Source organism: Clostridium sp. AF27-5AA (assembly GCF_003478415.1).
Taxonomy (GTDB): Bacteria; Bacillota; Clostridia; order Lachnospirales; family Lachnospiraceae; genus Otoolea; species Otoolea fessa.
The window spans coordinates 27238-40118 of record NZ_QUFH01000005.1 but is presented as its reverse complement, the minus strand read 5'-3'; the positions used below and the strand labels follow the sequence as shown (position 1 = coordinate 40118).

Sequence of the window (12881 nt, the reverse complement as noted above, 5' to 3'; positions counted from 1 at the left end):
CTCCTACCGTCTAAAAATCAAAGGCTAAACGAATCAAAGCAATCTCTGATTTTTCAAATGTACGCTCGCTGCCGTCCTCCATCGTGATTGTCACAGAATCTGCGTCATAGGACGTAAGCGTTCCTGTAAATTCCTTCTGTTTGTCGATCGCTTTATACAGGCGGATCTCCACATCTTTGCCGATGCTTCTTGCAAAATCTTTCTCTTTCTTCAGAGGACGTCCCAGTCCCGGAGAACTCACCTCCAGTATATAGCTGTCCTCGATGAAATCTTCCTTATCCAGCCATTCACCAAGCAGACGGCTGATTACCTCGCAGTCATCAACGGTAATACCGCCCTCTTTGTCAATGTAGCACCGCAGATACCAGACGCCGACCTCGCGGACATACTCCACATCAACCAGCTCAAACTGATGCTGCTCCAGAACCGGCGTGATCCACGCCTCTACCCGTGCTTCGTACTGCTCTCCCTTTGCCACACCCCCACCACCTTTCTATGAAATTAGAAAGAGTGGACTTTTTTGTCCACTCTTTCCAGTCAGTCTATTATGTTATCGTACCTAGTATAACATGCTTTTTTCGGAAGTTCAAGAGGTATTTCCTATTGTTTCTCTTTATTTACCGAATACAGCCTCATAATCTGCTTTGAATTTCTCGATACCAGCATCGGTCAGCGGGTGTTTTACCATCTGCATCAGAACCTTGAACGGAACAGTTGCGATGTCAGCACCAGCCTTCGCGCACTCGATGATGTGCATCGGATGTCTGGTGGAAGCACAGATAATCTCGGTGGAAATCTCCGGATAATTGTCAAAGATCTCTACGATATCGTAAATCAGGTCTGTACCGTTGGTGGAGATGTCATCCAGACGGCCTAAGAACGGAGAAACGTATGTAGCGCCTGCTCTTGCAGCCAGAAGTGCCTGGTTGGCAGAAAAGATCAGGGTTACGTTGGTCTTGATGCCCTCAGCGGACAGAGCTTTCACAGCCTTTAAGCCCTCGGTAGTCATCGGGATTTTAACAACCATGTTCGGATGAATCTTAGCGATCTCACGGCCCTCAGCGATCATATCCTCTGCCTTCACAGTCGTAGCCTTAACCTCACCGGAAATCGGTCCATCTACAATGCTGGTAATCTCTTTGATAACCTCATTAAAATCACGGCCTTCTTTTGCAATCAAAGACGGGTTTGTGGTAACGCCACAGATAATACCCATATCATTCGCTTCACGGATCTCATCAACATTCGCGGTATCAATAAAAAATTTCATTTCTCATATCCTCCTAATTTTTATAAGATAGATAGCCAGTATCTCCTATATCTACTATGCATAAGTATACCATACTTGTCCCATCTATTTCCATACTTGTATCTATATTTTACAAATTGTTACTGTTCACGCATACGTGCCCAGTAACGGAATTTGCCGTGGCTTCGCATTTAAATACGGCAAATTTCTGCTGCCACCACGTTTTCTTACGGCACTTTCGGTTTCAAAAGTGCCTACCCGGGAACAGTAACTACAAATTCCCTTGTCCGTAATACGCCCCCGGACCATGCTTCCGCAGATAATGTTTATCCTGCAGGCACTGCGGCGCTTCCTTCACATCCGGATTGATCATCTCGCAGCGCGCCGCCATCTTGGCAACCTCCTCGAGTACAACCGCATTGTGAACCGCCTCATGTGCATCCTTGCCCCAGGTAAACGGTCCATGGTTCTTGCAGAGCACACATGGCACCGCCATCGGGTCGAGCTTCCTCTCCTCAAACAAATCTGCAATCAGCACGCCTGTGTTCCACTCATAATTCTTTAATTCTTCCTCATTTAAGTTTCTCGCGCATGGAACGGAACCGTAGATATAATCTGCATGGGTCGTCCCGTAGCACGGAATATCGCGTCCCGCCTGCGCCCAGGAAGTCGCCCACGGGCTGTGCGTGTGAACCACGCCGCCGATCTTCGGAAAACGGTTATAAAGAATCAGGTGAGTTTTTGTATCAGAGGACGGATTCAGCGTTCCCTCAACGCGGTTTCCTTCCAGATCCATGACAACCATATCATCTGGCGTCAGTTTGTCATAGTCCACGCCAGACGGTTTGATGACAAACAACCCCTTCTCACGGTCAATCCCGGAAACATTGCCCCAGGTAAAGGTAACCAGACCGTATTTCGGAAGCAGCATATTGGCTTCGTATACTTCTTTTTTTAATTCTTCCAGCATCGATTAAAACCTTCCTTCTACGGCGCCTCTCTCGGCAGCCAGACCATTGATATAGCTTGTCATAAACGCATTGAAGCCCTCGACATCCTTTGCATCCGGCTCCATCGTCTCCGCCTTTGCATCTGCAAATACCTGCTCATTTAAGTAATCGGACAAGCTCTGTCCCGGCTTCTTATCCTTGCGGTACGCCGCCAGAACCGCGATACCCCAGGCACCGCCCTCACCGGCTGTCTCCATAACGGATACCGGCACGTCAGCCGCTGCCGCCATGATACGCTGTCCAACACCCTTGGTCTTGAAGAATCCGCCATGACCCATCAGTTTATCCAGTGTCACGTGCTCTTCCTTGAACAGAATATCCAGACCATATTTCAGGGTTGCCAGGGAACTGTATAAGTGGGTACGCATGAAGTTTGCCAGTCCCAGCTTGCTGTCGGGATGGCGCATAAACAGCGGGCGTCCCTCCTCGAAGTCGGTGATCGGCTCGCCGGAGAGGTAGCAGTAGGACATCAGTCCTCCGCAATCTTCATCGCCCTCAAGCGCCTTGCGGTACAGGGTTCCAAACAGGGTGTTGCGGTCTGTTTTCTGACCCATCAGCTCATAGAACTCTTCAAACAGACCTACCCAGGCATTCAGATCGGAGGTACAGTTGTTGCAGTGAACCATGCCGACCAGATGACCGTCCGGCGTAGTTACCATGTCAATCTCCTGGTGAACCGTCTCCAGAGTCTTTTCCAGAACAACCATTGCAAATACGGAAGTTCCGGCAGATACGTTACCGGTGCGGACTGCCACACTATTGGTTGCAGTCATACCGGTTCCTGCATCGCCCTCCGGCGGGCACAGCGGAATGCCAGCTTCCAGATTGCCGCTCTCATCCAGCAGCTTCGCGCCTTCCTCAGTCAGCGTTCCCGCCTCATCGCCAGCGCTCAGAACCTTCGGCAGAAGGTCGCGCAGCTTCCACGGATATCCCTTCGGAACCATCATTTCTTCGAATTTATCCAGCATTTCAGCATCATACTGTCCGGTTGCCGGGTCGATCGGGAACATACCTGAAGCATCGCCGACGCCAAGTACCTGCTTACCGGTCAGTTTCCAATGTACATATCCAGCTAAGGTGGTCAGAAAATGCACGCGGGATACATGCTCCTCGCCGTTGATCACCGCCTGATACAGGTGTGCAATACTCCATCTCTGCGGGATATTGTAGTTAAACAGGTCCGTCAGGCGTCTTGCTGCCTCGGCGGTCATCGTATTTCTCCAGGTACGGAACGGAACGAGCAGCTTTCCGTCCGCATCAAATGCCATATAGCCGTGCATCATGGCGCTGACGCCCATCGCACCAACCCTTTTAAGCGTTAAACCGTATTGGTTCTTCACATCGGCAGCCAGATCCGCATAGCAGTCCTTTAAGCCCTTCCAGATATCTTCCAGGGAATAGGTCCAGATACCATTTTCCAGACGGTTTTCCCACTCATAGCTCCCCTGCGCGATCGGCGCGGTCGTGCCGTCCGTCAAGACTGCCTTGATTCGGGTCGAACCAAATTCAATTCCGAGCGCTGTATTTCCGCTCTCTATGTCTTTCTTGATCTCTTCCGCACTGCGGCCCATATCCATCCTCCTCATTGTAGCAAAAAGCGCACCGCCGCCGGAATTTTCATCCCCTTGGCTGCGGCACGCCCCGTCATTCATAACTATTCTATTTTCACAGTTGTGGCAAAAACTTATGCAGTTACGTCTTTTTCAAAAATTTTTATCTTTCAAACGCCCTATTATTTCATAAAGAATTTCTGTAAATCAGCCTCTGTCGTATCTTCGCCGATTGTAATTAACTCGGTACCGGTCAGACGCGCGAACATAGCGATGTCATCTCTCGTCAGAGCGGTAGATACAACGGAGTGATGAGCGCCGCCTGCGTAGCACCATGCAGCCGTACCGATCTGGAAGTTCGGTTTATGACGGTACATAATTCTCGCTACCGGAAGTTTTGGCATCGGTTTCGGCTGTTTTACAAGCTCGATATCTGCACAGATGATGCGGAAATGATCGCCCATATCTACCATCGTTACCTGGATACCATCGCCGGTCACGCCGTCGAAAATCAGTCTTGCCGGATCTTCCTTGCCGCCGATACCCAGCGGAATTACATCGATCTCCGGTTTGGTTGCTGCAAATGCCGGCGGAACCTCCAGCATATGGGAAGCTAACTCTAACTCCTGTCCCGGGGTCAGATCGTAGGTATAATCCTCGATAAAGCCGGTTGCTCCCTCTTTGCCCTCGGACATCTTCATCAGGACTGCAGACAGAGCGGAAATCTTGTAATCGCCCTCCGGACCAAAGCCGATGCCTTTGCCCATCAGGTTCTGTGCTGCGATACCCGGAAGCTGCTTTAAGCCGTGCAGATCCTGGAATGTATCAGCGAATGCGCCGATTCCGTTCGCGGAGAGAAATTTTTCCAGACCTACTTCATATTTAGCCTGCTCGCGGACAGAATCAATGCGGTCGGTCTTCATTGTATACTTATCGGTATACTCTTTCATCTTCGCGTCGATCTCTTCCTCGGTTACCTGGTTGATGATGTCAACCAGATCGCCCAGTGCGTAATAGTTGCACTCCCAGCCGTATTTGATCTGGCTCTCTACGCGGTCGCCGTCGGTAACCGCCACCTCGCGCATATTGTTGCCGAAGGAAGCCACCTTTAAGGACTTGGAGTAGGAGATAGCCTTTGCAACAGATGCAAACTGGCGGATCTTTGCTACCACATCGTCATGTTTGTAATATCCAGCTACAACCTCATGCGGAATACCCATTCTGGCAACGATGAAGCCGTACTCACGGTCGCCATGTGCGGACTGGTTCAGGTTCATGAAATCCATGTCGATCTCATCATACGGAAGTTTCTCATTTGCCTGTGTATGTAAATGAAGCAGCGGTTTTCTTAATTCCTGCAGACCCTTGATCCACATTTTTGCAGGGGAGAAGGTGTGCATCCATGTGATAACGCCGACACAGTCATCATCATTCGAAGCTTTCCGCATATCCTGAATACAGATTTCAGAAGTCTCTACGGTTGGAAGAAGTTCGATCTCTGCCAGATCGCCCACTTTTTCGTTTAAGAATGCAACCATCTGACGGCTGTCTTCTGCAACCTGTTTCAGGCATTCCTCTCCGTATAAGTCCTGGGAACCCACAATAAAGTATAACTTTTTCATTTTAATCTGCCTCCTTGTCATTTTCAATGTATATCCCGAACCGAATTTCCGTTGTTAAACATCACTGGAAACCGGTACGAATACTTCTTTTCCTGCCAGTCCGGATCCTCTATCATCCGCAGAAGATTGCGCGCTGTCAGCCGCCCAAGATTGTACTTGGGATGAATCACGGACAGGATCGTGAGATCCCCCTCCTGCGCCGGTCCGGCATCATCAAACGATACCAGGGAAATATCTTCCGGCACACGCAGCCCGCGATCCTTTAAAAAATCCATATAGCTGCCTGCCACCTCGTCGTTGTAGAGGATCATCGCGGTACAGTCCTTCGTCCGGCGGTACATCCGCTGGAGTCCTTTTTTGCTTAATTTCTCTTCCATATCCCGGGTCGAATACCAGCGGATCCAGTCCTCCTGGAAATCGATCCCGAAATCCGACAGGCACTCGATAAAGCCGCGGTAACGCTCGATCCCCTGCCAGTCATCGTATTTGAAAATACCGCCGATCCGGGTATGTCCGTTCTGTATCAAAATCCGCGTCAGCTCATAGCCCGCGCGCGCATCCGACATCTCCACGCTGTCAAACGTCTCATTCTGGTAATGATTGTGAATAAACAGCGTCGGAATATTTCTCCGCCGTATCTCCTTGTAAAGCCGCAGATTCGGATTCGGGAAACTGGAACGCGTCCCCTCGATGATGAGTCCGGACACATTGCGCCCCAGCATCCCCTTGAGATACATGGCCTCATCATTTAAGCGGTTGCGCGTGACCGAAACGCTGATCTCATAACCTTCCTCCCGCAGGACGGACTCGATTCCCTCATACACCTGCGGAAACAGGTAATCTGAAAAATAACTGAGAATCAGTCCGATGCGGGGACGTTCTTCCTTATCCTTCTCCGGCGCGTAGGAAACGTAGGTGCCGCTTCCCTTGACCCGGGCAATCAGCCCGTCCTGCTCCAGGCGGTTGAGCGCATTGCGGACCGTCTGGCGGGAGTATCCAAATTTATTCTGGAGCATATGCTCGGATGGAAACTTGTCCATATTCCGGAGCACCCCGCTCATAATCAGCGTCCGACCCCAGTTGTAGAGCTTCTGATATTTAAGTCCATCCTGATTCCGGCTGCTGTTCTCCCTCATACTGTAACCTCCAGATGTCGCTTTTGTCTGTCCTATTTGATAACCTGCAGGGACTGACGGTCTGCGAATACAGCTACGAATATCAGGAATACAACACCCTGGATGAGCTGCATCATCTGTGTGGTAAAGCCCATCATCGTCAGACCACTGTTCAGGACGATGTACAGAAGAGAACCAACGATGATATTCTCAAAACGTACCTTCGCACCACCGGAAATCGGCATACCGCCCAGTACCAGTGCAATCAGGATCTGGGTCTCAAGCTGGTTACCACCAGAAGAAGTAACCGAACCAACCTTGATAACATTGATAAATGCGGCAAATCCTGTGATCGCACCTGCCAGTGTGTAGATAAGGAACTTCATGCGGTCGGTACGGATGCCGGAGAACATCGCTGCTTTCTCACCTGCTCCGATCGCCTTTAAATAGGTACCAAACTTGGTAAAGCGGAATAAAATAAATCCGATAATCAGGACCACCAACGTACAAGCCAGCTTTAATTCAGTGCTATCGAAGTTGATTAACATCGCAGAGCCGGCTACCGGCGCGTTGGTCGTCAGATATTTGATAAATCCACGGAATAAGAACATCGTACAAATCGTAACGATGAAGGATTTAATCTTGCGGTATACATAGAAGTAACCGTTGATGGCGCCGATCGCTGCACCAACCGCGATACCTGCCACAATCGCCAGTGGAATGCTGGTCTTGGAAACCATGCAGACAACAATCGATGCAATACCAAGAATGGAACCCTGGGAGAAATCCAGACCGCCCATCGTCATGATAAAGAATACGCCGGTTGCCGAAATCATGGTGACATACACCTGGGAAAGTACCAGAGGAAGGTTATTCATCATCCGGAAATTCGTCAGGGCATTGAACATAAGAAAGATGATAATCAGTCCCGCAATCGGCAGAAGCGAACGGATCATCGTCATTTTTGATAACTTTTTGAGCTGCTGCTCTTTATTTTCCGTACTTGTCTTAACTTGATTCTCCATTGCATCCTCCTTATACCATCATCGTGATCAGGCTGTTCTCATCCATCGCCTCATCACGTTCCAGCTCACCGCTGATCTTGCCGTCCTTCATGATAATGATGCGGTCGCACATACCAATCAGCTCCATCAGCTCCTCGGAAATCATGATAATCGATTTTCCGTTCTTTCTCATCTGGTTCATTAACTGGTAAATGTCCTGTTTAACCTTGATATCAATACCACGGGTCGGACTGTCGAGAACGACAATATCGGAATCTTTTCCAATCCATCTTGCCAGAACGACCTTCTGCTTATTACCACCAGAAAGCTCCGAAACAAACTGGTTTACGTTTACCATCTTGACGGACATCTGTTTTGCAAACTGGTTGGAAAATTCTCTTAATTTCTTATCGCTCAACAGGTGAAGCTTGTTTGCCAGCGAATCCAGGGACGGCAGGCAGATGTTGTCGCCGATGCTCTGGTTTAAAACGACCGACTCATTATCACGATCCTTCGACGTATACGCGATGCTGTGCTTGATCGCGCCCGGGATATCGTTGATCTGCGTTCCGTCTGCCAGCTGTACCGTACCGGTTCTGTCATAGGAAGCGCCGAAGATTGCTTTGCCGATCTCATGCATACCGGACTCGGACAGACCGCCAAAGCCAAGGATCTCGCCCTTGTGAAGATCAAAGCTGACATCCTCGATGAGTCCCGGAACCGTCACGTTCTTAACAGAAAGAACAACTTCATCTGATACCTTCTCGCCGTAATCTGCACGGTAATAATCACCGGTTACCTCACGGCCTACCATCAGACGTTTCAGATCGTCCTCGGTCACATCCTTGCTCTTGACGGTATCAATGTAAACGCCGTCGCGCAGGATCGTGATGGTATCTGACTTCTCCAGAATCTCCGGAAGGTCATGGGAGATAAAGATAACCGTGTTGCCGCTCTCACGGATGCGGTTCATGTGTTTGTAAAGTTCTTCACGGCCTTCCTGGGAAAGTGCCGTGGTCGTCTCATCGATGACAACAATCTTCGGATTGAAGTAGGTTGCCTTTACGATCTCGACCAGCTTCCGGTCCTCGAAATTGTAGTTGTCGATAATGTCTGCCGCCTTGATACGCTCGAAGCCGTACTGTTTCAGAAGCTCCGTCGCCTTTTTATTCATGGCATTTGTATTTTTAATTCCCATATGTACGAACTGATCTTCGTGTCCCAGGAATATATTTTCCGCTACTGTAAGTCCCGACAGGGTTCCTAACTCCTGTACGATAATAGAAACACCCTCGTTGTTGGCTTCTACCTGATTCTTCGGATGAATCTCTTTCCCATCCAGAATGAAGGTACCGCTTCCGATACTGTAGATGCCGGTCAGCATGTTGGTCAGCGTCGATTTACCGGAACCATTCTCTCCGATCAGCGCGTGAACCTCGCCTTTATTGACATTAAAAGACACATTCTGAACTGCCTTCGTGATACCGAAGGACTTGCAAAGATTTTTTACCTGTAATCTTACCTCGCTCATTGCATTTCCTCCCTCGATTTACTTGACAATCTCGCCTTTTTCCGCTTTTGTGGTCAGCGTGATTATGATTAACAGTGCCAGACCTGTGATAACGTCCTGAATTGCTGTCGGTGCGCCCATCGCGATGAAACCAAAGAAAATAATGTTGATAACAAACTCGCCGATGACGATCGCCTGCAGCGGCATGCCATATTTCTTAAACGCCAGACCGAAGAAGCATCCCATCGTCGGAACGAAGTTACGGCTCATCGACGCCATACCGGTTACCGCTACCATGGAGGAACCGTAGCTGATCGTTAAAATCGCCATAACGCCTAAAAATGCGCCGCTTAAGATAAATGCAAGTACTTTGTACTTATTAACATTGATACCCATGTTTTTCGCTACGAACTCGTTGCTGCCGATCGCATATGTATACGTACCAATCTTTGTATAATTTAAGAAAATGTAAGCTGCCACACATGCCAGAAGTGCCAGAATAATGTTCCACGGCATCTGTCCGAATGCACGGAGGTTGGACGGAAGCGTCTGCTCCACGCCGCCTGCGATGTAGTTGGCAACCGACTCATAGATAAGAGCCAGACCCGTCGTTACAATCATGGACGGGATACGGAGTTTTACATAAAAAACACCGTTTAAAAGTCCGACAATCGTACCAGTCAGCACGCTGCCGATGATAAGACCGGCATATCCCATGCCGAAACGAGAGGCAAATACACAGCCTACAATCGCTGAAAGCATGATGTTCGCGCCGATGGAGAAATCGAACATACCCATAACCATAACAAAGTAAAAACCAACAGCGCCAACCGTCGCGATCAGGCTGGCCTGAAAATAACTCAGCATATTGGCCGGAGAACCAAAATTGCCCGGCGTCAGAGCTTTAAAAATCGCCCAGGAAAGCACTACCAGACCCACCAGGATGATATAACCCTTGGCAGTTCCCGAAAGTTTTTTCTTTCCGGTTGTTTCAACAACAGAAGAACCCATATTTTATACCTCATTCATAACTGCTCAGTTTCTTTTTTCTTTTAAAGAAAAGACCGGCATCGCGCCGTGCGATACCGGCCTTTTCTATTACATTCAGCCTCTTAAAATTCTATAATTTGAATCAGTTTCTGAACTAATTAGTTGCCTGCTCTCTGTGCAGCATCCTCGATGGAGATACCAGCTGCAGTTGCTTTCAGGTCATCCAGGCTAAGCTCGGACATAGCTACCAGTTCCTCATCGGTGTATGGAAGCTGATCTACGAAGTACTGCTCATATGCTTTGTAGTCGTCCGGAGAAGATACATACAGATACGGGAACGGAACATCCTCGAAGTTGCCCTCGATACCTGTGTAGTTGCCCTTGATTGCGTTGTAAACCATCATGAAAGCGATAAGCGGATCGCAGTAATGTCCACCGGACTCACCGGCCATAGAACCATTTTCAAGTCTCTCGCCCAGATCCGGAAGGAAGTCTGTGGAAACGATGTCGATATCCTGAGTCTTGCCTGCACGCTCAACTGCTGCGATAGCGCCCTGAAGCGGGTCACCGCCGCCGCCTGCCGGAATCAGTGCATCCAGAGTCGGATCTGCGGACATCAGAGCCTCTGCTGCCTTGGAACCACCCTCAGAAGAAGTACCTGCGTACTGCGGCTCAGACAGTTTTGCCTGATCATCCGGATGCTCTGCGTTCCATTTCTCAACACCAGCTTTGTAGCCTTCCCATCTGCCAAGCCAGGTAGCGTCGCCCTGCTCCCAGCCGATCAGACCGATGTTTCTGTCGCCCTTGTCCAGAAGAATCTGAACTAATTTTTCACCGTTCTCCGGCTCGTTCTCATGAACAGCGCCGATGTAGTACGGTGATGCGGTTGCTAAATCATAGATATCCTTGCTGTTCTCCTGGCTGATAACACGGAAGAACTGTGCCAGATATACTTTATTGTCATTACATGTCTTAATAGCGGATGTCATCTCTGTATCAGAAGAGTTGCAGATGATGATACCCTGGCATCCTGCTGCTGCTAACTGCTCTACGGATGCGGTAACCTTCTCCGACACATGACCCTGGTCAACATACTGAACCTGAACGCCCAGAGCCTTTGCTGCCTCGTCGATGATCAGCTTACACTGGGAACCAAGTACATCGGTGGAGGACCAGATGGAAACACCGATCTTAATGTCTTTGTTGTCGATCGTCGAAGCTGCTGCCTCGCTTCCTTCTGCTGCAGAAGCATCTGCTGCCTGTGTCGCATTTGCTGCTCCAGAGCCGCCACATGCGGTCATGCTCACTGCCATCGCTGCTGCTGTCATGGATGCAGCGGCACGTTTGAACATTTTTTTCATTCTAACTACCTCCCATAAAATTTTCTTTGCAAGCGGCACCCCAGCCGCACTGCTTTGTTGCTTTTCACAACTTTTAGTAACTTTATTATAACAATCCAGGACAAATTGTGCAAGTAAATACAAGAGCATTTTTTCATAAAGTTGTATTTTATTTCGTATATTGTTATAAATTTAACGCCTGATTTTGACATCATTTTAGTAGAAATACAAATGATGCATAAATTAAAGCGGCTGTTTTCGCTAAACATTTATGCATCATGTATAGGTTTGCTGATTTCCTCTCGAATTATGTCGAATCAAGAGAATACAGCTTTATATTGTTTCTAATATGTACTGTACTTTTTTCAGATGTCTTCTCTCTCTTTGCATGGATATTTCCCGTCATTTTGACTGTTCTATCTTGATGCTGTCATAGCAGACATTCATGCCGGTTTGTCTGTCTCCGGAAGAGAATTTCTACTTTTTCTTCTTTACCATCGCAAGGATCGACTGAAGCACGATGAAGAAGCATAAAAGCGCCGCGATCGTGATACGGGTCCACCAGGAAGAAAGTGTTCCCTGGAAAGTGATAAATGCCTCGATCGTCGCCTTGATAAGGACGCCAAACAGGGTTCCGAATACATTACCGACGCCGCCGGTCAAGAGCGTGCCGCCGATAACAGAGGAAGCGATCGCATCCATCTCGAAGCCCTTTGCCTGCTCAACGAAGCCGCCCAGCGTATTCAGACAGAAAAGGACACTGCCGACGCCGCAAAGGAAACCGTCCAGGATATAGGCTTTCAGTTTTACCCGGCGCACATTCAAGCCCATCATCAGCGCTGACTGCTCGTTGCCGCCGATCGCATAAATGCTGCGTCCAAATTTCGTATATTTCAGCATGATAAATGCCAGAACCAGAAGAACCAGCGCAATCACAACCGTCGGATAGATATATGGATAAATCATCATGCCTTTTTTGTTGAGATAGCCGCCGAACGGAATATAAAGTTTCATCTTCGCCCATGCCATGAAAGTTTCATTCGTAATACTGATCATGTCCTTGGAAATGATCGCAGTCATGCCGCGGGCAAAGAACATACCCGCCAGGGTAACAATGAATGGCTGGATATCCATGTAGGCAACCAGGAATCCCTGTACCAGACCAAAGACAATCCCGGTCACCAGCACGATGAGAACCGCCGGAACCGCACCGATACCGCCTTTTTCCATCATCCATGCCAGCATCATACAGCCCATCGCCACGAAGGAACCGACGCTGATATCGATACCGCCGGTGATCATGACGATCGTCATGCCGATACCGATGACAATCAGACCCGCATTGGAAATAAAGAGGTTTAAGAAGTTCTGTGTCTTGGCAAAGCCCTGTGCATTAAAGAGCACGCAGCCGATCGCGTACATCACGAAGAACAGCAGGATCGTGACAAGAAGCAGGAACGTGTTCTGATTTAATTTCTTCTTTTCTTTCAT

The 12881-nt window shown here is 48.8% G+C and carries 11 protein-coding genes; all 11 read right to left on the bottom strand.

Annotation, left to right across the window (positions count from 1 at the left end):
- Positions 1-10 precede the first annotated feature (10 nt).
- The 11 genes from rimP to DWY89_RS06645 all read right to left on the bottom strand — a co-directional run bounded on the left by rimP (position 11) and on the right by DWY89_RS06645 (position 12881).
- The gene (gene rimP / locus DWY89_RS06695) at positions 11-478 is read right to left on the bottom strand and encodes a ribosome maturation factor RimP (protein WP_118468290.1); all 468 of its coding nucleotides are present in this window, start codon (positions 476-478) and stop codon (positions 11-13) included.
- A 135-nt stretch (positions 479-613) separates the two neighbouring features.
- The gene (fsa, locus tag DWY89_RS06690; protein WP_107000581.1) at positions 614-1270 is read right to left on the bottom strand and encodes a fructose-6-phosphate aldolase; all 657 of its coding nucleotides are present in this window, start codon (positions 1268-1270) and stop codon (positions 614-616) included.
- A gap of 250 nt (positions 1271-1520) precedes the next feature.
- The gene (locus DWY89_RS06685; RefSeq protein WP_107000582.1) at positions 1521-2219 is read right to left on the bottom strand and encodes an L-ribulose-5-phosphate 4-epimerase; all 699 of its coding nucleotides are present in this window, start codon (positions 2217-2219) and stop codon (positions 1521-1523) included.
- 3 nt (positions 2220-2222) lie between these two features.
- The gene (locus tag DWY89_RS06680) at positions 2223-3830 is read right to left on the bottom strand and encodes an FGGY-family carbohydrate kinase (protein ID WP_118524501.1); all 1608 of its coding nucleotides are present in this window, start codon (positions 3828-3830) and stop codon (positions 2223-2225) included.
- A 161-nt stretch (positions 3831-3991) separates the two neighbouring features.
- Complete coding sequence (gene araA, locus DWY89_RS06675) at positions 3992-5431, bottom strand: L-arabinose isomerase (protein WP_022358939.1); 1440 nt, start codon at positions 5429-5431, stop codon at positions 3992-3994.
- Positions 5432-5454: 23 nt separating this feature from the next.
- Positions 5455-6567: a GntR family transcriptional regulator gene (locus tag DWY89_RS06670; protein ID WP_118524500.1), complete on the bottom strand. Its 1113-nt coding sequence runs from the start codon at positions 6565-6567 to the stop codon at positions 5455-5457.
- A gap of 32 nt (positions 6568-6599) precedes the next feature.
- The gene (locus DWY89_RS06665) at positions 6600-7571 is read right to left on the bottom strand and encodes an ABC transporter permease (protein WP_107000586.1); all 972 of its coding nucleotides are present in this window, start codon (positions 7569-7571) and stop codon (positions 6600-6602) included.
- Between the two features lie 10 nt (positions 7572-7581).
- Positions 7582-9081: a sugar ABC transporter ATP-binding protein gene (locus tag DWY89_RS06660; protein WP_022358936.1), complete on the bottom strand. Its 1500-nt coding sequence runs from the start codon at positions 9079-9081 to the stop codon at positions 7582-7584.
- 18 nt (positions 9082-9099) lie between these two features.
- Positions 9100-10071 (bottom strand): ABC transporter permease, encoded by a 972-nt coding sequence (locus DWY89_RS06655; RefSeq protein WP_107000588.1) that lies wholly within the window; start codon positions 10069-10071, stop codon positions 9100-9102.
- Between the two features lie 137 nt (positions 10072-10208).
- Positions 10209-11411, bottom strand: a complete 1203-nt coding sequence (locus DWY89_RS06650) for a sugar ABC transporter substrate-binding protein (RefSeq protein WP_107000589.1) — start codon at positions 11409-11411, stop codon at positions 10209-10211.
- A gap of 456 nt (positions 11412-11867) precedes the next feature.
- Entirely contained in the window at positions 11868-12881 is a 1014-nt protein-coding gene (locus DWY89_RS06645) for a sugar ABC transporter permease YjfF (protein ID WP_117796234.1), read from the bottom strand.